This is a genomic window from Thermoclostridium caenicola (assembly GCF_900142095.1).
GTDB classification, from domain to species: domain Bacteria; phylum Bacillota; class Clostridia; order DSM-8532; family DSM-8532; genus Thermoclostridium_A; species Thermoclostridium_A caenicola.
The window spans coordinates 1-22,897 of the sequence record NZ_FQZP01000010.1 but is presented as its reverse complement, the minus strand read 5'-3'; the positions used below and the strand labels follow the sequence as shown (position 1 = coordinate 22,897).

Below are 22,897 nucleotides of genomic sequence, written 5' to 3'. Positions count from 1 at the left end.
TTATTCGTCAAAGTATTGGCTCATCAGGCTGTCAAACAGAAGCTGTGTCTCTTGGATGGCTTTTCTCACGAGGGATTTTTGCTCTTCGATTTTACAAACTATTGTTGCAAATTGCTTTTGCAAAGAAATAGGTGGAATAAAAATACGAATATTTTGCAGTTCTTGCGCATTTATATTTGCCTGCCCAATAATTGCTTTACACATTCCATACAGTGTTTCCTTGCCATACCTGGAGTTTAAAATTGCAGACAAAAACTCGGGATCCGCCCGTTCATTTACTCTAATTCTAATAATATAACCAGCGATCACCATAGGTGTATCATTTTTGAATACCGCAGTTTTCCCTACCAATTCTTTGCTATTTGTACGGTTAAAAAGCACATCACCCTTCTTGACTAAATATTTCTCTACTTCATGCTCGGGTAGATCTATATATTTAATGTCTGAATAATCCATATCTCCGTCATATGTTATATTGTTCATGCGAAGATATATAAATTTCCCTTTTTCTTGAGCAGGTTTACTTGTGCCATATTTTACATCAGCAACAATATCTCGAATGGTACCTATATCCCAACCTTTCTCGTTTGTTGCCGGATCACCAAACATATCATAAAAGATAGACTTAGTCAGATTATTCAATTCAGCTAGCTGCTGTTTGCGCAAGGAAAGCAGCTCTGATATTGTGTCCAAGGTTTTGGCTATTTGCTTTTGGGTTTCGAGGGGCAATAAGGGAATTTTTATCTCTTCAAGAGATCTTCTGTTAATATGAGGTATAGTGGCACCAGTGCAATTACTTCTTAAATAATTAAACTTCTTGCGCAAAAGCATTCCAAGAAATCTAGTATCAAAATCCTCCCTATTCAATCTTATAATAGCCAGCGTACTTCCTATTGCACCACTTAATCCAAAACCAACTGTTCCTGCATTAGCCCCATCCCATGCAATAATAATATCGCGTGGATTTGCAATTACATAATGTTCTTTTTTCTCACAATACTTTATGCACTCATTACTTCTAAGATCCTCGATCTGAATATAACGTATAGAATTGCAGTCTTGTTCAGTTTGTTCAACCTTTGTTCCCTTAATAATGGTACAAATATCACCAAGCCTTGTTTTACTCACCAATAAGCCCCCTTAGCTCCTTCATCTTTTCTGCAATTTCGAGGCTCAGTTTGTCCAGGCGATCCATAATTACCACAGGCGGATCATATTGAACCTTCTCATACACCACCTCTTTGTACCGGTTGATGGACAAATCATAATCATTAGCCACAATGTCCGATTTATCAACAAAGAAGCTCTGATCGGTCCGCTTGCGATCTTTTTCTCCCTCAAGATTATGAAAACGCGCAAGAATGTCCGGAATGTCGTTTTCCTGAATAGGCGTGCGCTTATCGTCAAGTGAATAGCCATCCGCTTTCATGTCATAGAACCAGACCTTGTCGGTACCGCCAGAGCCAGTCTTGGTAAACACCAAAACAGCGGTACTCACACCGGCATAGGGTTTGAAAACCCCACTGGGCATGGAGATAACCGCACGCAGGTGATGGTTGTCAACCAGCTCTTTGCGCAAAGCTTTATGGGCTTTTGTAGAACCAAACAATACACCGTCCGGAACGATGCAGGCGCAACGCCCCCCTTTCCGGAGCATCCGCAGAAAGAGGGCAACAAACAGAAGTTCCGTCTTCTTCGTGTTGCATACGGCTTTCAGGTCATCATTGATGCTTTCTGCATCAACGGTTCCCGTAAAGGGCGGATTGGCAAGGATCACATCGTATTTTGATGAAATCATGTTTTGCTTGGAAACGCTGTCCACATAAGTAATATGCGGCTGGGTAACCGAGTGGAGCATCAGGTTCATTGCGGATATACGTAGCATGGTCCTGTCTGTATCAAAACCTGTAAACATATCGCCTGCAAAATGTTCCCACTGCTCATTGGTCATCACGGCCTCATATTTTTCCCGGATATATTCAGCCGAAGAAACGAGGAATCCCGCAGTACCGCAAGCCGGATCGCATATCTTGTCATCGGGCGAAGGCTCAACGAGGCGCACCATCATGTCCCGTATGTGCTTGGGCGTTCTGAACTGGCCGTTCTGACCTGCTGTGGACAGTTTGCTCAGCATGTATTCATAAACATCGCCCTGCATGTCCCGGTCTTTGATATCGTACTCATAGAGTTCATCCAGACCTGTTACGATTTTTTGTAACACTTGCGGCGTTGGTATCAGGAACATGGCATCCTGCATGTATCTGGAGAACGCCGACTCACTGTTTCCGTTAAGCGATTTAATAAACGGGAATACCTTATTGCTGACGATATCATACATTTTACGGGGATCCATGGTCTTAAACCTGCTCCATCGCATGGATTGCCCCTCTTCATCCTGCGGGAAGATTTTGGGCTGTTTTTCTCCTGTAAGCGCCTCAAATTGCTCTTTCTCCAACTCCTTTTCATCGAGGGAACGTATGAACATGAGATAGGTAAGCTGCTCTATCACTGTTAACGGGTTAGTAATTCCCCCTGCCCAAATATCCGTCCATATTTTGTCGATCTTGTTCTTGATTTCTCCGGTTATCATGTGTGCACCTCTCCAAGATGGCTGACTATACTTGATGCAATAATTATAGCAAATTCGACATGGACGCTAGAAGATCAGCGATGCCGGGTCGTCCCACTTGGAATACAGCTTGCAGTTGGGCTGCAGGATCACGTATTTCAAGGATTCCTTGGGAACGGTGCTCATGCAGTCGTCGTCAATGACGGTTGACATGCCCATCACGGAATACTTCACAGCCCCGAATTCCAGTATCTCAAGTGCCCTTCCTTTTTCGGTCACATACTTCTTGATGGCATCAAGGGTCTCCGGTGAGGCGCCGTGCTCCAGGATCCATTTATCCTGCTGGGTCTGGGCATTGACATCGTCGGTGCTGGTATACAGCACCCTGAAGGTCACCTGATCGGCCAAAAGCTCCTGGCGGGCATAGGTAAGGATTTCTTCCGGTGAGCGCCCGGTAAAGTAGTCCGTCATGTTGACGGACAGCCGGAGGTTGAAATCATATTTCTTGATGAGGGCGCACAGCTTGCGCAGATTCACTTTCAGCTGCGGCAGCGTACCGTTATACTCGGCATTGATGTCATCGTCAAAGGCCGAAAGGGAAACGCTGATGGTGCTGACCCCCACATGGTTCCTCAAAAAACGCAGATAGGATTCGTCCAAAAGGACGCCGGTTGTCTGCATCTCAATCCACCGGAACGGCTTGGACAGGTTGTTGTTCATAGTTCCAAAGGCTTGCAGGAAGCTGCGGTTTTGCTGGGGTTCCGAGTTGCCGGTCAGCATGACCGTATTGCAGCCGTTATCCCGCGCAAACTCCAGCCTTTTTATGTAATCCCTCTGGTAAAGGTCGAAGAACGGAAGGTTCTCGTCCATCATGTTCTTGTACGGGCTTTCATGCATGCGGCTGACACAGAAGCGGCAGTTATTGATGCATTTCTTGTTGGGAACGACGACGCTCAGGCTCTGGATTTTCAAGAAAAACGCCTCCTTGCCGGGATGTGCTCTCAGTTGCGGATTTCCCTTTATTATACCACATGGATTTTATGTTGCTCATAAACCTGTTGATGCAGGCGCATATGTAACTGCTATTTCGTCCCGCTATTTCATATTAAGTTAATATATGGTATTATCTTATTAAGATCGGATGTATAGGGGTGGCTTGCTGATGAAGAGACACACGATTATAGCCATCGTATCCGTCCTGGCCATAGCGCTCATCGCCGTGGCGGTCTTGACGCATCGTCCCGCCCGGGATACCGCCTCTTCCCCTGCGCCGGCAGATGAGGAAACAACGGCGGCGAATTCTGAAAACGCACAAAATTCGAATGGTTCAGAGCCAACCGGAACCGATCAGGCGCCTTCGCGCAAGGTAAACCAAATCAATATCTATGTGTCATATTCCGACTGGGATCTCTATCAGATGATCGATGCCTATGCAAAAAAGCATTGGGGCAATTGCTATATCAAAAAATATGATGGTTCAATATACTACAGCCAAACAGATATCCACAACATGGTCAAGCAGTCGCTGCTGAGCGGTGACGGCGCTGTAGACGTCTATGTACTCGACGAGCGGCTCGCCCCCTATTATCTCAAAGGGGAGTTTTCCCAATATGCCTGCACCTATAAGGAGCTGGGCATCGATGTGGAAAACGCCCTGAAGAAGGCTGACATCCCGGAATATGCTGTCAGGCGCAATCCGGACGGGGAAGTGATTGCCCTCCCCTATCAGTCAGCAGCATTTGCATTCCTGTACCGGAGGTCCATTGCCAGGGATGTTTGGGGAACGGACGACCCTGAAAAAATAGCCGAGATCATCGGAGGCGGTACGCAAAGCTGGGACAAGTTCATTGAAGCGGCAAAAGAACTGAAAAAGCACGGGTATTATATAGCCCCCGGCTACAAACACCTTATGTGGATGATTGATACCAGCTCATATCCCGCCTTGGATTATGCGCAAAATCAGCCAAACCCCTTATGGGAAGAATATATGGATATTGCGAAGTATCTGGTTGATAACGGCTATGTCTCTGATTTCAACGACTTGTTCAATAATGAATGGAGCAACGCTCTGGAAGGTCCGGGCAGCAAAGTGTTTGGCACAGTTGTTTTCCCTGACTATTTCGATGCCGATTATTTCATAAGTGAAACCAGCGGGGACTGGGCTATATGCATGCCACCGTTTACAACATGGTACACCGGTTGTATCGGAATCATGGTCAACAAGGCGTCGCCGAACAAAGACATCCTGGGGCCTTTGGTCGAGTGGATCACCCTCGACTGTTCGGAAGAAGGCGCCCAATACGGTCTTGCAACGGGTGATTTGCTTGGTTCCAAAACATCGGTGCTCTCCGGAACGGTCCTGAGAAATGCTGAAAGCCGCCGTGATGCCCTGGGCGGGCAGGATGTCAATCCCGTCATCTATAACCTGTTGAAACAGCCCCTGGGAAAACATGATGGGATGTCCATCTTCAACTTCTTGCTCGATGCCATGGAAGGTTATGTGACCGGGGAGACGGATGAAGATTCGGTCATGCGCCTCTTCAAGGAGGAGGCAGAAATGTCCGAAAGCAATTTTGGACCCCCGCCTTCCTGATATCCAGACGCACATCATCTTCGGTGATTATGTTACGGGTATGTCTTCATCTACCATAACGGCACCGAATCCTACCATAGCTCCAGGAGCTTCCGCGGCATGCTTAAGGTTTAAAGGCTCGGAACAACCAATACAGCCCGAAAAATATAGAGGGGACAGCTATTTTACTCAGCTGTCCCCTTGTCTGGTTTAATCCTGTTCTAATATTTCCCGGGGCTTCACTTCGTATAGCCCCCTGAATATCCTGTCATACCCATGAAGCTCGTCGGGCCTTCCTATGGCCACCGCTTTCATTCCCGCGCTTTTGGCGGCATCAATGCCCGCCTGAGCATCCTCAAAGACAACGCACTCTTCCGGCTTTACCCCTGCCTCTTTCGCTCCCAGCAGGAAGACCTCCGGATCGGGCTTGGCCTTCGTGACCCTGGTGCCGTCAATGATCACGTCAAAATAGGGAACGAGCCGTAGGTTATTGAGAATCAGCATGGCATTCTTGCTTGCAGATCCCAGCACGGTTTTAACCCCCAGAGCCCTGAAGCCGGCAAGGCATTCAACGGCACCCTCAAGGATCTCGCTTTCATCCATCCCTGAAATGTACTGGACATACCATTCGTTTTTCCTGGCGGCCATGGCTGCCATTTCTTCCGCGGTGAACCTGTCCGCGAGCCCGCCTACTTCCAGCAGGATCTCAAGGGAACGCATGCGGGACACGCCCTTGAGCCTCTCGTTATCCTTTTCCGTAAAGACAAAGCCAAGCTCCTCGGCCAGTCTCCGCCATGCCATGTAATGGTACTTGGCCGTATCGACGATCACGCCGTCAAGATCAAAAATTGCAGCTTTGATTGGCAATGGTCTAACCTCCAAAACAAGTATATTCGCAATGTCAACCGCTTGCATAAAAATGTGCAAAAAATAGGTTCGGGCAAGAACCTATTTTTATTTTATGAGGAACTGTGAGGAAATACAATAGAAAAACAAGGGACACAATATGACAAAAATACACAAAAAGGTTGTAAAAATAACGGGAATTTTGTATATTTGATATGGAGGCACGTGCAACCGATTGCCCTCAGCCGCGCATCATGTTAAGGAGGAATTGTGATGATTAAGTTGTTGAGCAGTAAACTCCCTTTCAGAAACGCGGGCAAAACCGGACCGGAGAAACAAAAGAAAAGCATCCTGGCTTCGATTTTCAGTTTTTTCAGTAAGCGGCTGGTCGTAAGGATTATCACCCTGATTGTATCGGTGGTTCTCGTCGGAAACATCATCCTATTAAGCTATGTCGTCGGCACCATGAGGGCAGGAAAACTCGATGAAGAAATACGCATCACCGAGAGCCTCGCCAATGAGAAGGCAAGGAGCATCGAGATCTTCATCGAAAACGTAACCGGTTATACGAAATATTTTCAGCAAATGATGATCATACAGCGCATCAGCAGGATATTGCAAAGGTCCGAAGTAAGGACAATTCTTGAAAGGAACCTGGACAGCTCCCCGGAACATATTTTTGGCATGTATGTGCTTGGCGAAGCGAAGGCTGCCGACGAGATCGACGTCAGTTTCGTCAACAGTGACCTTGGCGACAGCAAAGGGCGCATCAGGTTGCACGTCATCAAGCACTACAATAGATTAGGCAACATCAATCCCTATCTTTTGGATCCCGACCATCCCACCAACGCGGATGATACCGAAGCATATTCCCACATCAAGCAAACCATCAAGCCCTATATTACCTCTCCCTATGTTGTGGAAGAGGGAGACAAGCAATACACCGTCATAGCCTACAGTATGCCCATCACGACAAATGGCACCGATTTCCACGGCATTGTGGGAACCGAGATGTACGCCGATCACTTTAGCAGCCTGGTGAAAGAGGCAACACAGGAGATCGGCATGAGCGGCCTTGTAATGGACAACGGGGAGATCTTGTCGTACGGGTCGGATACTGGTTATGAAGGCCGGAACATCTCATCATACCTTAGCAAAGATCTTATGGCGGCATATCAGGAAGCCAAGGAAAAAGGAAGCACCGTCAGCAAGCTGAGCTATGCCGACAAAAAACTCTATTGCTTCTCCCCCGTTACCATACCCGGTACCGACATCCGATGGATATTCTGGTCGGAGATACCCATCGACGGCATCATGAATGAAGTCAACACCTTTACATCCATCGTGATCCTCATCAGCATTGCAACTCTCCTCATCGTTCTGATTGTGGCGTCACTGCTGGTATCCAGGCAGATCAGGCCCATCAAGGTGCTTACCGGGCATATCGAAAGGTTTGCTAACGCGGATTTCACATCCAGTATCCCTGCAAATTTAAGAAAGCGGAAAGATGAGATCGGAAAGCTTGCCAGTTCCACGGAGAAAATGCAGCAGTCCGTATCCGAGATTATCAGGAACGTGCGTGTCCAGGCCGATGAGGTTGCCGAAGCCGTCGCCACGGTCAGGAACTATATCAACAACCTGCATCTCAGTATAGAAACCATTTCGGCCAATACCCAGCAGCTGTCGGCCGCTTTGACGGATACGAACGGTTCTGCCGAGAACATGAACAAGGCGGTTTCCGATTTGACACAGGTTGTTGACACCATCCGATCCAACGCGGAAAAAGGCAATATATCGTCGATGGAGATCCGAAACCGTGCTCAGGAAGTGTTTAATAAGGTAAGGCTCAGCAGCAGCGAGAACCAGAAGATGCAGGAGGCAACCAAGAAAAGGCTTGAAGAAGCCATACGTGAAGCTGACTCGATCCATCAGATCACCCTGCTCTTGGATAACATCATGGCGGTGGCCTCCCAGACCAACCTTCTCTCGCTGAACGCGGCCATAGAAGCTGCAAGGGCCGGCAAGGCCGGTGCAGGCTTCAGTGTGGTTGCAGAAGAAATCAGAAAGCTGGCCACCCAGTCCAGAAACAGCGCATCCCAGATCCAGGACATATCGAACCTGGTGCTGCTGTCGGTAACCCATCTGTCTGAAAGCGCCAATGATCTGCTCAGGTATTTCGAGACCAATGTAAAGGAAAGCTTCAAGCTGCTGGATCAGACCGGCGAGCAGTATAACCGGGACGCCGCCCTGTACCAGGAAATGTCGCTCAAGCTGGCGTCCACCGCCGAAACCCTGTCAAATGCCATCACGGCACTGAAGGATACGCTCATGAAGGTTGTTTCGGCTACAAATGACGGTGCCCAGGGCGCCGCCGTGATTGCCGAAGAAGCCTCCAGGATACTGGCCGGCTCCGAAAACGTCCTTACGAAGGCCATAACTGCCGATGAAAGCGCTGCAAGGCTTAAGGATGCCGTCTCAATGTTCGTCATACCGGAATAACAGAAAACCCGCCTTGTATATAGCGGCTGTCGATATTGATAGAAACAAATGGCCCGGATCATGGAAAATCCGGGCCATCTTGTTTTCTTTATATTTCCTGGCAGGCACTCGCCGCCTGGTTATTTGACGATATACATCCTGTTGTAGTATTCATCGAGCATTCTCTTCATGCCGAACTGGTCCCTGGTCGTGTTGATGGAAGCGGCCATCATGTCAATCCACTTGTTCCTGTCCTGATAGTATGCAGGCAGGACTTCCCTGGTCAGGCAGTTCTTCAGCACTTCGAAGTCATGGGCGTCGCATTGCGCTTCATCCTCGAACTGCCTGCCATCTCCGAACTGCCAGCCGTTGACGCCGTGACGGCATGCTTCCGGCCACCATCCATCCAGGATGGAAACGTTGAGGACGCCGTTCATCGCCGCTTTCATGCCCGAGGTACCCGAGGCTTCCATGGGACGCCTGGGGTTGTTGAGCCAGACATCGGCACCGCGCGTCAATGCACGGCCAATTTCCATATCGTAGTTTTCAAGGAATACCACGCTGTTCGGATAAAGCTTTGTCACCTCCAGGATGTCGGAAACGATCCGCTTGCCTACGTCATCAAGCGGATGGGCTTTTCCGGAAAAGACGATCTGGAGCTTGCCGGACTTCAGCAAAGGTTCGATGAACTTCCTGTCGGTGAAGATGAGGTTGGAGCGCTTGTAAGGCGCCGCGCGGCGGGAGAATCCGATAAGCAATGCATCGGGATTGAGCCGTACACCGGTCCGCTTTTCAACAAAGTCAATGAGGTCTCTCTTGTTCTTCATATGCCTGTTCCATAATTCTTCCCTTGCCTTTGCGCTGCCGTCATATTTTTCGGCAAGTTCCAGCATCCGGCTGTCCACCCAGGTCGGGATATGGATGGCGTTGGTGATGCCGATGATTTCGCTTCTGTTCCTGACTTTTCTCCACATCTTGTTGGCGGTCTCTTTATGAAGCTGCGCCACCGCGTTGGACAGCCTGGAGAGCCTGAGGGCCCCGACCGTCATGTTGAAAGGCGAACCGCCGATCGCCTTCAGTTGCTTTTTGGTCATGCCAAGGTTGGCGCCCATATAGACCAGGCGCTCGATCGGATGGGATTCGTTGCCCTGTATGACTGGGGTATGGGTTGTAAAGACGACCTCTTTGCGGGTGTTTTCAACCGCTTCTTCAAAGCTCTGTCCTTTTGCCATTTTTTCGCGGATGAGTTCAAAGCCCGCAAATAAGGCATGGCCCTCGTTAAAATGGTAGACATCCGGTTCAAAGCCAAGGGCACGGAGAGCCCGGACGCCGCCTATGCCAAGGACCATTTCCTGGGCCACCCGTTCTTCGCCGAACCATCCGTAAAGCTGGCCCGTTATCCATCTTGCGTCGCCGTCGTTGCCGTCCACGTCCGTATCCAGCAGGTAGAGGTTGTTAACGCCATGGGCGTCGTATTGCCAAACCTTGACCTTCACATCCCTCTGATTGATCCTGACGGTCACGGTTATGCCCGTGTCTTTCAGGAAATCATAATACCTGTTTACATAGGCATCATAAGGCCGGCAGTTCTCCTTGTCGATCAGTTGCTCCCCGTAACCCTGCTTCCACTTGATGCCTATGCCGATTACAGGATAGCCGTTATCGCAGGCCTCTTTCATGTAGTCGCCGGCAAGTATGCCCAACCCCCCGGCATAGAGTTTCACATTGGATTCGATAGCGTATTCCATGCAAAAGTAGGCCACCTTAGGTAATTTGCGCATCTGTTCTACCTCCATTTACTTGTCGACTTACTGGTGTATACTTAATCACTCAATTTAAATCCCTGACAAATATGACGGTGCTTAATGGCGGCATCACAACTTGATTGCCGTCCTGGACAAACCCGTCCTTCTTCTGGCAGAATTCAAGGGTATAACCTGTCAGATCCAACGACGAGATGGACTGCTCGGTCTGGGCCAGGTTATGCAGGATAATCGCCGACTGTCTGTCGGATTTCATGTTATATGCGACGATGGAAGGATTCTCGGACTCAATCGGGCTGAACTTACCGGCATAAAGGGCATGGTTCTTCGTCCTGACCCGTATAAGCCGCTTATAATGGGTGAGAAGTGAATTCGGATCACCTTCCTGCTCAGCCACCGATTTGACAATGGCATTGTACTTGGACTCCCTCCACCTTGTCTGCAGGGGATCGTCGCCGCCCCAGACGAACGGGAGCCGGATATCTTCGTCGGGCTTACCGCCCACCATGCCGATTTCCTCGCCGTAATAGATGAACGGGATGCCTTCCAGCGTCAGATAAATGCTGGCTGCAACCTTCATTTTTTCATGATCGCCGCCCACAGCGGTTATGATCCTGTTCTGGTCATGGTTGGAAAGCATCGGTGCATCGATATAATCGGGATTGGCTTTCGCATACTGGGCATAGTTGTTGGCGATGAACGTGCTTATATAGTTGTTGTTGCTGGCGCCGCCCTTTACGACATTGGCAATCTGGGGCCCCAGGCCGATGTGGAACGTGGAGTCAAGCGCCGGTAAGTACGAGGCCCTGATTGACGTGCTTTCGTTGAGCACTTCGCCGACGATGAGACAGCCCGGCTTCTTTTCGTGGCAAAACGCCGTGAACTTGGTCCACCATTCCAGGGTCTTTTCGAGGCCGCTTTCACCGGGACGGACCTCAACCGAGTCAAACAGATGGGGAACCGCGTCAAGCCTGAACCCGTCAACCCCTTTATCCAGCCAGAAGGCGGCTATGTTCTTGGCTTCCTGCCGCACTTCGGGATTGTTGTAGTTCAGATCGGGCATTTCGCTCCAAAACAGGCCCAGGTAATAGGAATCGTTCACCTTGTGCCATGCGTTATGGCCCCAGATGGTGGCCTTGACATTATACTCGTCAGAGTTTTCGTCCGCCCACAGATACCAGTCCCTGTACGGGCTTGCGGGATCCCGGGCGCTTATGAACCATGGATGTGAGCTGCTGGTATGATTAAGGACAAGGTCCATAATTACCGAGATGCCTCTTTTATGGGCTTCCTCAATGAGCCTTTCAAAATCCTCCATGGTCCCGTACTCAGGATTGATGGCATAATAGTCGGTCACATCATATCCATGGTATGAAGCCGCCTTATTGATAGGCATGAGCCAGATACCCGTGATCCCAAGGTCGGTTGTCGTCTCGGGGTTGCCATCGTTCAGGTAATCGAGTTTCTGTATCAGGCCATTGAGGTCACCGATCCCGTCGCCGTCCGAATCGGCAAAAGCCCTGACAAATATCTCGTAATACACGCCCTGCCTGTTGCCTGATGCGTTCTGCGCAGTAGGAGCAAGCGCATAGACAGGGTCGGCGGAATGTACAGACGAGGTTTCAGGGTCAACCGAAGATGTCTGGACCGACGCTGACGGCTCCGGATTATTTGTGGAAGAAGAACCGGAACCGCAGGCTGCAAGAGCAAAAAGCAGCAGCAGGCATAAGCATTTTGACAACAGCTTTTTCAGCACTGTTTTTCCCCCTTAGCTATAATCCATGTTCAGCCTCACTCTTTAACCGCACCGGCCGACATTATCCTAACCAGGTATTTTTGGTTGATGACAAACAGAATGACGAACGGGACGGCTATCAACAAGGCTCCTGCCGCAAACTGGGTGAAATTGTCGTTGGACCGTCCGTTAATCATTTCAAACAGGCCGACAGCCAATGTCTTGTTTTTGTCGCTTCTTAAGATAAACCTGGGAAGTATGAAGTCCATCCAGGGCTGCGTGAAGCTGGTTACAGCCAGGAAGGCCACCATGGGCAGGGTATTGGGCAGGATAATCCTGAAGAACGTCGTGAGATTCCCTGCCCCGTCCACTTTGGCCGCTTCGTCGATGCTCTTGGGGATGGTGTCAAAATAACCTTTCAGCAGCCATGTGTTGTAGGGGATATTGCCCGCTGTATAAACCAGGATAAGTCCGAACAGATTATCGGTAAGGCCAAAACGGTTAAGGATGACATAAATGGCTATCATGCCGATGGTGCTCGGGAACATCTGAAGTATCAGGAAGCTCATGAGCATGGGCTTTTTCAGGGCAAACCTGTACCTTGAGAAAATGTAAGCCGTTATCATAACAAGAACCGTCGTCATAAGCATATTGCAAACCGCAATGATGAAGGAGTTCTTGTACCAGTTCAAATAGTTGGTTTTGGTAAACAGCTCGGTAAAGTGTTCTGTTGTTGGATTGGAGGGTATTGGCAGCACGTTCATCTGGAACAGGGACTTGCCCTTGTTGAAGGCACCGCTGATGGTGAACGCAATAGGATAGAGCACGATGAATGACAGGATAATAAGCATCAGGTACACGAAGAAGTACCGAACAACCGTCAATGCCTTTTTCACTACAGCTCACCCTCCTTGAACGACTTGGTCTGGGCGAAGTTATACAAAGCAAAGGGTGCCACAACAAGGAACATGATGAGCGCCACGACGGAAGCTTTGTTGTATAGCCTCTGATCCAGCGTCAGCTTATACATCCACGTGATAAGGGTGTCCGTCGTACCCGCGAACGACTGCGTGGTGATGGTATCCGGCGGGTTACCATTGGTGAGGAAGTAAACGCCCGCAAAGTTGTTCATATTGTACGAGAAGCTCATGATGAACAGCGGCATCGTCTGGTACATGAGCAGCGGGAAGGTGATGTACTTGAACTGCTGGAACTTGCTCGCCCCGTCGATCAGGGCCGCTTCAAAGATATCCTGCCTCATGGATGTCATGATGCCTGTGATCATGAGCATAAAATAGGGAAATCCCAGCCACAGGTTCACGAGAATCAACATGATTTTGGCAAGGAGCGGATCGGAAAGCCATGGGATGATGTCCTTTTGAAGGATGCCAGTTTTCTGAAGCCAGGAGATGATCCCAAGTTCCCTGAAAGCCCGTGTGATAGGCCCGAATTGTCCGTTTAAGAGAATAGCCCACATGAAAAGGCTAATCATGCCCGGAATCGCATACGGCAGTATGAAGATGGTCCTGAAAACGCCCGCAATCTTGATCTTTTTGTCCAGGAGTGCAAGGGCTAAAAACATCCCGCCGAAATAGCAGGTAGTCGTGGAGAGCAATGCCCAAACAAACGTCCAGATGGCGGTACGGGCAAATCCCTGGGAGTACTGCTTGAGACTCAGCATTTCCCTGAAGGTCTCAAACCCTACCCAGTCAATGGTGTTGTTCGGCGGTATATGATTGGGAGCCGAATAGTTGGTAAAAGCAATCAGGATGGCAAAGACCAGCGGAATGACCACAAAGAATGCAAGCATGACGAATGCCGGAGACAGGGCAAAGTACGCAAAAGCCTTTTCGCCTATTGCGCTGAGGCCATTCTTTCTGGATGGTAGGATACCGGTCTTCAGATAGATTTTCGCCGTTTTTCTGGCGTCCAGAATATTGTATAGATAAATGATTGCTACAATGATAACCACGACTACCGCGATCAGACCATCCAGCATCATGAACGTCGAGTTGTCCCTCTGGGCGACCGGCAAATGGGGTTTCGGCTCTCCGAGCGTAATCAACCCCTCAATTGCCTTGGCGATGGTACCTGTGTTGAGCAGTACAAGCACTTCGATCAAAGCGAGCAGTATACCTTTGATGTACTGCTTCAGAACGATGATTTGACCAAGCCCCATAAAGATGGCCGACAGAATGGGGGCAGTCAAATCGGAGCGTTTTTTCATGTTGAATGCTCCCCCTTTCGGCAACAAAACATGATGTGCTTGCCCAAGTTGAAACTTATACCTTTGATTTACAATATTATTATAAAAGGCGATTCCGGTTTCGGAACCGCCATTAGAATGTTACACCGCTTATGGTGCGGCTTCAATGGCTGCCGCGGCGAGATCCAGCTCTGTCTTAATGTCATTTCCGTTCCATATGTTGGCATATGCAGAAGCCATTGCAGGCCAGTATGTATTCATAGCAGGAATACTCGGCATGGGTTTGGAGTAAGCGAACTGGGCCAGGATACCCTCGTGTGCCTCATCTTCGATGTGGATATCCTTACGGGGAGGTATCTGGTTGGTAATCTCGTACCGCTTCTGGAGGGCTTCCTTGGATACGAGGTAATAAGCGAACTTCTGAGCCTCTTCGGGATACTTAGTGAAAGCGGATACATACATGGCACGGATACCGGAGAACGACTTCGGCGGCGTATCACTTCCGGGGAGTTTCGGCAGTGTTGTGACGCCAAAATCCACTCCGGCTTCCCTGTAACCGGCAATAGCCCAGGGACCTGTAATAACCATCGCTATTGTGCCGTTCTGGAAACCGGCGTTCATGAAGTCGGCGGTCAGGTCGGCAGCGTCAACGTCAAGGCATTCTTTTCTGAAGTTCTGGAAGTATTCCAGCGATCTGATGGCTTCTTCGCTGTTAACCATATGCTTGCTCTTGTCAGTGCCTTCCGGACCGAAAAGATCGGCCCCGTAGCCCGACAGGAACATATAGCTGAAGTAAGCATCGTCTACATCCCAAACGATACCGTATTTACCCTGGCTCTTGTCATTGAAATTTTTGCAGAACTCCTTGACTTCTTCCCATGTTTCAGGCGGATCGGAAACAAGCTTCTTGTTGTAGAAGAGTGCGTATGTCTCAACGCCCGTGGGGAAACCATAGAGCTTGCCTTCCGACGATGTTGCCGTGATAGCGGCGTCCACCGTGACCTGTCTTACTTCATTCGCGTAAGCGTTTTCAAGAATGATGCCGCTGGTAAGCATTTCACCCAGCTTGTCATGAGGTGCTGCAAACACGTCGGCGCCAACCCCGGCAGGACCGTCCAGCTGTAACCTCTGTGCCGCATCGGTATGGGAGACGGGCTCAACAATGATAGTCACATGGGGGTTCTCTGCCATGTAGGCCGCTGCCATTTCTTCGATGAATTCCTTCTCGGGTCCGTCAGATTCCCAAACCTTGAGGGTAACCGGTTCCTTTGGAGCCTCTGAGTTCGTAGATGCGGTTGTGTCAGCAGAAGCTGCGGGAGCACTTGGTGTGGCGACTGATTCTGCTTCCTTGCCGCAGCCGGCAAACAGGGACATCACCATAACTACTGCAAGGAACAGGGATAAAATGCTGCGCTTTTTCATTACTTCTTCCTCCTTTTATTTTTATGGCACTGTTAGAAAGAATAAAGCAAGCGGTTGCACTTTCTACAACATAGTATAATATTCCATTTTCCTTTTGTCAATGCAGTTTGTATAAAATCCCCCCTTCTTTGCAATGTATTTTGCAACATATTGAATAAATGCTTATGTAATAATATACTTTAGCTCTTCCTGAAAAATGCTCCGACACCCGTGAAGCGGTTCATAAAAAATGCAATCGGTTACACCAAAGTGCGGGAGAAGCTGAAATAAGAGGGTTTTGGCAGGGATGGGCCATTTCTTCCGACTCTCGACGTGTGGCGGCTCCGGGCAAATGAGAAGAAGTCTATCGGCGATAGGCCAGGCGTGAGCGCCAATACTCTTACTTGTAATCTTTCATCTAAAGCCCATTCAGCATGTGGAGGCGTTCATCCTGTGATTTTTCTGGCTGACGACTCCCTGATGATAAGGGACGGAGACAAAAGGCTGTACTGAATGGTCATGCCGGGATTGGAAAGCTTGTTGATGATGGCACGCGCGGACTGGACCCCCAGTTCGAAAACGTCTATGTCCACGGTACTCATGGGGGGCATGGTATAAGGAGCAAACGGATAGTTGTCAAAAGTGATCAGGAGCATTTCCCCGGGCACCTCAATGTTTTTTCTTTGCAGGTATTTCAGCGTTTCAAAGGCGATAAAGTTGTCGGAGCACACCAGCCCGTCAGGCCGCTCATCCATGCCGAGCAGTTCCTCCAGAAGGGCCGGGATGTTTTCACACGTTCCCTTCATGTCCTTGATGTAGCGCTCGTCCACCGCATACCCCATTGCCTGCAGGGCGTTTTTATACCCTTCGGCGCGGGCGGCACAGATTGAATGCCGGATCGCAACACCGTCTCCGATGAAGGCGATACATCTGCATCCCTGGTCGACCAGGTGATGGGTTGCAATCTCCCCTGCCTTCGCATTGTTGATATCCACCCAGCTGGCGCCAGTTGCGAAGTTAGGCCGCCCGATAAACACGTAGGGAAAATCGGCTCTGTTCAGGACCGCGGTGAGCTTCTCATCGAATCCTCCCAGATGGATGATGAGCCCGTCCACCCTTTTTTGAGCGATGAGCTTTTCCAGTTCGGCGGGATTTTCCGAAAGGGTGCTTGTATTGATGATGGACAACAGGTAGCCGTTCTTTCGCGCTACCTCTTCGATACCGCCCATTATCTCGTAGATATAAGGGTTCAGGAAAGCATCCTCTTTCTTGAGGCTCATGATCAGCCCGATATGGTATGAGCTCTGGCTCACAAAGCTCCTTGCAATGATATTGGGGTGGTAATTGAGTTCTTTCATGATTTCCAGAACCCTTTTCTTCGTCGCATCCGATATGGTGGGTGCGTCATGGATGACCTTTGAAACGGTGGATATGGACACACCGGCTTTCCTTGCGACATCTTTTATGGTTACACCCATATTAGCTCCTTCTTCCTTGTATATTCTTTAGGAAAACGTTGTATTTGCTCCCAAAAGGAAATGTACTGAGAATATTCTATCAATTATTGCCTGATCATTCAATGTCCCGTTGGATACGTCCCGTACAAAGCGCCGATATAAAGCCATACGCCGAAAGTCATAAGCATTTTCCATAGGCCTCCACGAGCTTGGTATTTACAAAACTTGCCGCAACATTTATAATAATTTCAGGAAAACGTTTTCCTAATAGACGAAGGAGGTTTTTCCCGATGAACAAGCATGCCGTGTTCCACCTGCCGGACTCCAGTTATTGCCATGCCCTTTCAGAGACCAGGATATGCATCAGGCTTAGGGCGGCAAAAGGCGATATAAAAAGATGTGTACTGTTTTACGGAGACAGGATGTACCCCGAACCGAGTGTTATCATGCATACGCAGGAAATGGAGCGTGTTGCATCCGACCGCCTGTTTGACTATTTTGAAGCCGATTTCCATACCGATATCAACAGGATATGCTATTATTTCTGGCTGACCGACGGAACAGAGGACTATTATTACTATTCGGGAATCTTCACCCACACCCCGACGCACAATCGGGTGGAATACTTCCAGTTCCCCTACGTCCACCGCAATGACATCGCTGTCGTTCCCGAATGGGCCAAGTATGCGGTGCTGTATCAAATCTTTCCCGACAGCTTTGCAACCGGAAAGAGATATATCAGCGGCGAGAAAAAGTCCGTGTCCGTAAACGGCGAGGATATGTCCCATTCCCGTCTCGGCGGAACCATCAGAGGTATAACCGAAAACGTGGACTACCTGGCCGACCTGGGAATCAACTGCATCTACCTGAATCCTATATTCACCGCCGAATCCTACCATAAATACGATACCATCGATTATTACACCATCGATCCGTGCTTCGGCACAATGGAAGACTTTAAAAACATGGTGAAAGCCTGTCACCAAAAGGGTATCAGGGTCATCCTGGACGGGGTTTTCAACCATAGCGGATGGAAGTTCTTCGCTTTCAAAGACGTATTGGAAAAGGGAGAAAAATCGAAGTACAAAGACTGGTTCTACAAGCTGAACTTCCCCGTCGACACCGAAAAGCTGAACTACGCCGCGTTTGCCTATGTCCGTCAAATGCCGAAACTGAACACCGGTCATCCTGAAGTGATCCGGTATTTTTGCGACGTCGGCCGCTACTGGATCAGGGAAGCCGATATCGACGGCTGGCGCCTGGATGTGGCCAACGAAGTATGCCATGATTTTTGGCGCGCTTTCAGGAAGGCTGTGAAGGAAGAGAAGCCCGATGCGTTCCTGATCGGGGAAATCTGGGAGGATGCGGAGCAATGGCTCTTGGGAGATCAGTTTGATTCCGCCATGAATTACAGGTTCGTTGATATCTGCAAGGCCTTTTTTGCAAGCCATGATATCAGTGTTGACGATTTTGACAACAGTCTCGGCTATATGCTGATGCGTTATAAAAAGCAGATAACCCTGGTCCAGATGAACATGCTGGATTCCCATGACGTACCCCGTTTTCTGCATTACTGCGGTGGGGATATTCGCCGACTCAAGCTTGCCGCCCTGTTCATGATGACTTATGTCGGCATACCGACTGTTTTTGCAGGGGACGAGAAAGCCATATCCGGTGCCGCAGAGCATGAATACCGCGCACCGATGGTCTGGCAGGACGATCGGGTGACCGAAGATCTCACGGCGTATTATAAAAAGATCATTTCAATCAGGAAGAAATACACGGACATTTTCACAGGCGGCGTAAAAACCGTCTTTAAAGATAACGGCACAGGCGTTTATGCCTTTTCAAGGTTTACCGATAACAAGGAAGCCATTGTCGTCCTGAACAACAGCGAAGAATCTCGGCTCGTCAGGTTCTGCGCGGGTGAATCGGACAACAGCGCTTCCGGCTATTGCGATATCCTGGAAGGTACGCCTGTCACATGCGAAGCCGGTGAGATCCGTCTTACACTGCCGCCGCTAGGAGGGGCTGTTATTATGCGGCACGAATAAGTATTACTGGCATTTTGGCGTGGACAACCGATACAGGAGCTGGTACAATAGGAAAGTGTAAGCAGCAACACCATTCTCCCAGTCTATCCGGATGGGATCCTTTGTTATTGACACCAAAAGATAGATTAAGATATAATACTAGTGCAAGCGTTTTCACAGCTTTCACAACATAGAAATTGGGGGAATGAGTGGGTCCAGATGAAGATCACGATAAATGATGTTGCGAAAGTCGCAGGCGTTTCCACTTCAACGGTCTCGCGTGTTATTTCGGACAGCCCGAGAATAAGCGAAGAGACGAAACGACGCGTCAGAAAAGTCATAGAGGAGCTTAACTACCATCCTAATGCGATTGCCCGGAGCCTGGCAAACAAATCCTCAAAGACAATCGGCCTCATTCTCAACACCGAAGCGGAAACCCTGGTAAGAAACCCATTCTTCATCCAGGCGATGACAGGCGTCAGCCAGTATACGCAGAAGAACGGCTATAACGTCATGTTTGCCTACAACAAAAGCGAAGCCGGCGATCTGGACATCGCCGTCTGGTATGTCAACAGCAGGTGTGTTGATGGCATCATCCTGTTCACCTCAAGGACAAATGATAAATGCATCGATTTTTTGAAAAAGAACGATTTTCCGTTCTCCGTCATCGGGCGGCCGGACCAGACCGAGGGCGTGCTTTGGGTGGACAATGACAACTTCCAGGCGACCTATCAGGTCACCAATGATCTGATAATGAAAGGCCATCAGCGGATCGCTTTCCTGGGAGGCCCCCGGGACCATAACGTGTCGCGGGACAGGTTTGAGGGATACAAGAAAGCCATGACCGTGCACGGATACGCCATAGATAAGGAACTGACCTTCCTGGACGGGAATTTCTCCGAAGAATTCGGCAGCGAATGCATGCTCAGGATCATTACTGCCAGTAAAAAAGGCGCCGAGCTTCCGACGGCCATTGTTACCAGCGATGATATGCAGGCCCTCGGGGTATTGAAGGCGATGCGGAAGAAGAACATCTCCAATATTGCGGTAACCGGCTTTAACAACACGCCGATAAGCCTGTATCAGAACGAAAGCTTTACCTCTGTCGATGTCAACGCAAACAAACTGGGCTTTTATGCCGCGAAGCTCCTGATCGGCAAGATAGAAGGCAAAAAGAATCTACCCACCCATTATATTGTCCCAACAAACATCGTGGAAGTCGAACCCTTTTATTGATTACAACAAAGTGCCAATGGAGGTTCCCTATGTGCAAACTGATCTCGGACAGTTGGAAGATAATCCAGGTAGGCTTTTCAGCAGAAAAAAACCGTTTCTTTGAAAGCATCATGTCTACCGGAAACGGCAGGATGGGACTTCGGGGAAACCACGAGGAGGATTATTCCGGCGATTCCCTGAAAGGAACCTACATTGCCGGCGTGTATTATCCTGACAAGACACGTGTCGGATGGTGGAAAATCGGTTATCCTGAGTATTTTGCGAAGGTGTTGAACGCCGTTGATTTTATCGGCATCAAGGTTGCCATAAACGGCGAGACTGTGGATTTGGCAAAATGCCGTTTCAAGGATTACAGACGCGAGCTGGACATGAAGGAAAGCATACTGAGAAGAAGCTTCACCTTCATTGGGAAAGACGGTTCGGAATTCAAAATAAACACCGAGCGTTTTTTAAGCTATGCGGACGGTGACCTTGCTGCCATCAAATATGCCATAACCAGCCTATCGGGCGAGGCTGAGGTGGTTCTCACGCCTTTCCTGAACGGCGACGTAAGGAACGAAGACGCCAACTATAACGAAAAATTCTGGGAATATGTGGCCAGCGGCACCGACGGTTCCATATCCTACATCACTTCCAGAACGCTAAAAACCCATTTCAACGTGACAGCCGCCTTTACCTGGGAGCTTTTCGGGGCCGATGTCCTGGAAAACAAAGCCGTGAGCGAAAACGGCGGCGAATTTGTCGGAAACAGAATCAGGACAAAAATCGGAAAAAACGGAACCGTGACATTAACCAAATATGTTTCGGTCATCAGCGACAGGTATTATGATGCGGATAAGCTGGCAGACATTGCGCGTGAAAAGGCATTGAAAGCCAAGGAGACCGGTTACCAGGGTCTCTTTGATGCCCACAGGGCTAAATGGGACAATATCTGGAGCATGGGCGACATCACCATCAAAGGCGATATCAAAGCCCAGCAGGGCATCAGGTTCAACATCTACCAGCTGAACTGCACTTATTCGGGTGACGATCCCAGGCTGAATATCGGGCCCAAAGGGTTTACCGGCGAGAAATACGGCGGGAGTACCTATTGGGATACCGAGGCTTTCTGCCTCTATTTCTACCTGGGTACGAGGGAGCCTCAAATTGCAAGAAGCCTGCTTGAATACCGCTATAACCATCTTGAAAAAGCGAAGGAAAACGCCAGAAAGCTGGGGACCCGGGGCGCCCTGTATCCCATGGTGACCATGAACGGCGAAGAATGCCATAACGAATGGGAGATTACCTTTGAAGAGATCCACCGGAATTGCGCCATTACCAACGCCATCAAGGTTTATACCGAATATACCGGCAACAAATCCTATCTCTATGAAAAGGGCATCGATGTCCTGGTGGAGACCTCCAGGTACTGGGTTTCGAGGGTAACTTACCATCCCACCAAGAAGGTTTATATGATTCTGGGCGTCACGGGGCCCAATGAATATGAGAACAATGTTAACAACAACTGGTACACAAACCGGATGGTGAAATGGAGCCTTCTGTATACCGTCGATACCCTGGAAGAGATGCGGGAAAACGCAAGCAGGCTTTATGAGGAAGCCATAAGGCATCTCGGCGTAACCGCGGAGGAAGTGGAAACATTCAGGAAGGTCAGCATGAATATGTATCTTCCCGAGGACAAGGAAAGAGGCATATTCTTGCAGCAGGATGGCTTCCTGGACAAGGAGATTGTTCCCGTATCGGCGCTGAAGCCGTCGGATCTCCCCCTGAACCAGAACTGGTCATGGGACAGGATACTGAGGTCCTGTTACATCAAACAGGCGGACGTCCTCCAGGGGTTATGGTTCCTCAATGAGGAATATTCGCTTGAAGAGAAGAAAAGGAACTTCGATTTTTATGAACCGCTGACGGTGCATGAGTCCTCATTGTCGCCCTGTATCCACGCGATTCTGGCGGCGGAGATCGGGCTCAGGGAAAAGGCCTATGCATTTTATCTGCGAACATCAAGGCTGGATCTGGACAATTACAATAACGATACCGATGACGGCCTTCATATCACATCGATGGCCGGTACCTGGATGAGCATAGTACACGGTTTTGGCGGTATGCGGATTAAGAAAGGCGAGCTGTATCTTGCGCCGTTTATCCCGGAACAATGGGAAGAGTACTCCTTCCGTCTGGTATTCAGGGGACGGATTATCAAAATAACCGTGGATAAATCCGGAACGACCATACGCCTTGAAAAGGGCGATCCGCTGGACATTCTTCTCTTTGACCAACGTATGCGGTTAACCCCGGGAACCGACTGTCATCATGTCCATAGCTGAATCAAACAGGCGCATACTATAAGACCATCCCGAAAATGATTCGAACGTATCCTGCATTATATCGGTTCTACGTCAATTGTTGGGGTGGAACTAGTAAAATGAAGCAGCTTAAGCTTTGTTGGCAGATGATCAATTTTGGTCATCTGCCTTTTTCTTGGCAGCTCTATGCCATAACATGCAGTATCCTGTTTCTGAACCTTGTGAAATTTCTTATCCCATAGGCATTTCGTTTGATCACTTTAATCTTGTTGTTGACACCTTCCGTGAAACCATT

16 protein-coding genes and 1 pseudogene are annotated in these 22,897 nt (G+C 49.2%); 6 read left to right on the top strand and 11 right to left on the bottom strand.

Going from position 1 to position 22,897, the window contains the following annotated elements:
- The 3 genes from F3H12_RS04560 to F3H12_RS04550 all read right to left on the bottom strand — a co-directional run bounded on the left by F3H12_RS04560 (position 1) and on the right by F3H12_RS04550 (position 3,541).
- On the bottom strand, positions 1-1,128 hold the full coding sequence (locus tag F3H12_RS04560; RefSeq protein ID WP_243133194.1) for a restriction endonuclease subunit S: 1,128 nt from the start codon (positions 1,126-1,128) through the stop codon (positions 1-3).
- Entirely contained in the window at positions 1,121-2,590 is a 1,470-nt protein-coding gene (locus F3H12_RS04555) for a type I restriction-modification system subunit M (RefSeq protein WP_149678177.1), read from the bottom strand. Before F3H12_RS04555 ends, F3H12_RS04560 begins: the two co-directional genes overlap by 8 nt.
- A gap of 66 nt (positions 2,591-2,656) precedes the next feature.
- On the bottom strand, positions 2,657-3,541 hold the full coding sequence (locus tag F3H12_RS04550; RefSeq protein WP_149678176.1) for a radical SAM family protein: 885 nt from the start codon (positions 3,539-3,541) through the stop codon (positions 2,657-2,659).
- Between the two features lie 190 nt (positions 3,542-3,731).
- Here F3H12_RS04550 and F3H12_RS04545 point away from each other — a divergent pair, with 190 nt between their 5' ends.
- Complete coding sequence (locus F3H12_RS04545) at positions 3,732-5,162, top strand: extracellular solute-binding protein (protein ID WP_188118377.1); 1,431 nt, start codon at positions 3,732-3,734, stop codon at positions 5,160-5,162.
- Between the two features lie 45 nt (positions 5,163-5,207).
- A pseudogene (locus tag F3H12_RS13625) lies at positions 5,208-5,276 on the top strand (DUF4256 domain-containing protein); the annotation flags it as partial.
- Between the two features lie 75 nt (positions 5,277-5,351).
- Here F3H12_RS13625 and pgmB read toward each other — a convergent pair.
- On the bottom strand, positions 5,352-6,008 hold the full coding sequence (gene pgmB, locus F3H12_RS04535; RefSeq protein ID WP_243133193.1) for a beta-phosphoglucomutase: 657 nt from the start codon (positions 6,006-6,008) through the stop codon (positions 5,352-5,354).
- 252 nt (positions 6,009-6,260) lie between these two features.
- On the opposite strand from pgmB, the gene F3H12_RS04530 reads away from it, so the two are divergent.
- On the top strand, positions 6,261-8,486 hold the full coding sequence (locus F3H12_RS04530) for a methyl-accepting chemotaxis protein (RefSeq protein ID WP_149678173.1): 2,226 nt from the start codon (positions 6,261-6,263) through the stop codon (positions 8,484-8,486).
- A 119-nt stretch (positions 8,487-8,605) separates the two neighbouring features.
- On the opposite strand, the gene glgP is transcribed toward F3H12_RS04530, so the two are convergent.
- The 6 genes from glgP to F3H12_RS04500 form a co-directional block, all read right to left on the bottom strand.
- Positions 8,606-10,246 (bottom strand): alpha-glucan family phosphorylase, encoded by a 1,641-nt coding sequence (gene glgP / locus F3H12_RS04525; RefSeq protein ID WP_149678172.1) that lies wholly within the window; start codon positions 10,244-10,246, stop codon positions 8,606-8,608.
- Between the two features lie 49 nt (positions 10,247-10,295).
- Entirely contained in the window at positions 10,296-11,984 is a 1,689-nt protein-coding gene (locus tag F3H12_RS04520) for an alpha-amylase family glycosyl hydrolase (protein ID WP_149678171.1), read from the bottom strand.
- 35 nt (positions 11,985-12,019) lie between these two features.
- Entirely contained in the window at positions 12,020-12,859 is an 840-nt protein-coding gene (locus tag F3H12_RS04515; protein WP_243133192.1) for a sugar ABC transporter permease, read from the bottom strand.
- A complete protein-coding gene (locus F3H12_RS04510) occupies positions 12,859-14,190 on the bottom strand; it encodes a carbohydrate ABC transporter permease (protein ID WP_149678170.1) in 1,332 nt (443 codons plus the stop codon). Before F3H12_RS04510 ends, F3H12_RS04515 begins: the two co-directional genes overlap by 1 nt.
- A gap of 129 nt (positions 14,191-14,319) precedes the next feature.
- Complete coding sequence (locus tag F3H12_RS04505; protein WP_207706802.1) at positions 14,320-15,591, bottom strand: sugar ABC transporter substrate-binding protein; 1,272 nt, start codon at positions 15,589-15,591, stop codon at positions 14,320-14,322.
- A 425-nt stretch (positions 15,592-16,016) separates the two neighbouring features.
- On the bottom strand, positions 16,017-17,048 hold the full coding sequence (locus tag F3H12_RS04500; protein ID WP_149678169.1) for a LacI family DNA-binding transcriptional regulator: 1,032 nt from the start codon (positions 17,046-17,048) through the stop codon (positions 16,017-16,019).
- A gap of 269 nt (positions 17,049-17,317) precedes the next feature.
- On the opposite strand from F3H12_RS04500, the gene F3H12_RS04495 reads away from it, so the two are divergent.
- The 3 genes from F3H12_RS04495 (at position 17,318) to F3H12_RS04485 (ending at position 22,623) form a co-directional block, all read left to right on the top strand.
- The gene (locus F3H12_RS04495) at positions 17,318-19,081 is read left to right on the top strand and encodes an alpha amylase N-terminal ig-like domain-containing protein (protein ID WP_149678168.1); all 1,764 of its coding nucleotides are present in this window, start codon (positions 17,318-17,320) and stop codon (positions 19,079-19,081) included.
- 198 nt (positions 19,082-19,279) lie between these two features.
- Complete coding sequence (locus F3H12_RS04490) at positions 19,280-20,296, top strand: LacI family DNA-binding transcriptional regulator (RefSeq protein ID WP_149678167.1); 1,017 nt, start codon at positions 19,280-19,282, stop codon at positions 20,294-20,296.
- A 29-nt stretch (positions 20,297-20,325) separates the two neighbouring features.
- Positions 20,326-22,623: a family 65 glycosyl hydrolase domain-containing protein gene (locus F3H12_RS04485; RefSeq protein WP_149678166.1), complete on the top strand. Its 2,298-nt coding sequence runs from the start codon at positions 20,326-20,328 to the stop codon at positions 22,621-22,623.
- A gap of 163 nt (positions 22,624-22,786) precedes the next feature.
- On the opposite strand, the gene F3H12_RS04480 is transcribed toward F3H12_RS04485, so the two are convergent.
- On the bottom strand, positions 22,787-22,897 hold a 111-nt coding region (locus tag F3H12_RS04480; protein ID WP_149677403.1), incomplete at its 5' end, for a transposase.

What these genes read in the sequence shown, in the direction of transcription:
- F3H12_RS04510 (WP_149678170.1), bottom strand. Translation starts at nt 14,190, where the DNA reads ATGAAAAAACGCTCCGATTTGACTGCCCCCATTCTGTCGGCCATCTTT.
- F3H12_RS04545 (WP_188118377.1), top strand. Translation starts at nt 3,732, where the DNA reads ATGAAGAGACACACGATTATAGCCATCGTATCCGTCCTGGCCATAGCG.
- F3H12_RS04495 (WP_149678168.1), top strand. Translation starts at nt 17,318, where the DNA reads ATGAACAAGCATGCCGTGTTCCACCTGCCGGACTCCAGTTATTGCCAT.
- F3H12_RS04530 (WP_149678173.1), top strand. Translation starts at nt 6,261, where the DNA reads ATGATTAAGTTGTTGAGCAGTAAACTCCCTTTCAGAAACGCGGGCAAA.
- F3H12_RS04505 (WP_207706802.1), bottom strand. Translation starts at nt 15,591, where the DNA reads ATGAAAAAGCGCAGCATTTTATCCCTGTTCCTTGCAGTAGTTATGGTG.
- F3H12_RS04490 (WP_149678167.1), top strand. Translation starts at nt 19,280, where the DNA reads ATGAAGATCACGATAAATGATGTTGCGAAAGTCGCAGGCGTTTCCACT.
- F3H12_RS04485 (WP_149678166.1), top strand. Translation starts at nt 20,326, where the DNA reads ATGTGCAAACTGATCTCGGACAGTTGGAAGATAATCCAGGTAGGCTTT.
- F3H12_RS04500 (WP_149678169.1), bottom strand. Translation starts at nt 17,048, where the DNA reads ATGGGTGTAACCATAAAAGATGTCGCAAGGAAAGCCGGTGTGTCCATA.
- F3H12_RS04555 (WP_149678177.1), bottom strand. Translation starts at nt 2,590, where the DNA reads ATGATAACCGGAGAAATCAAGAACAAGATCGACAAAATATGGACGGAT.
- glgP (WP_149678172.1), bottom strand. Translation starts at nt 10,246, where the DNA reads ATGCGCAAATTACCTAAGGTGGCCTACTTTTGCATGGAATACGCTATC.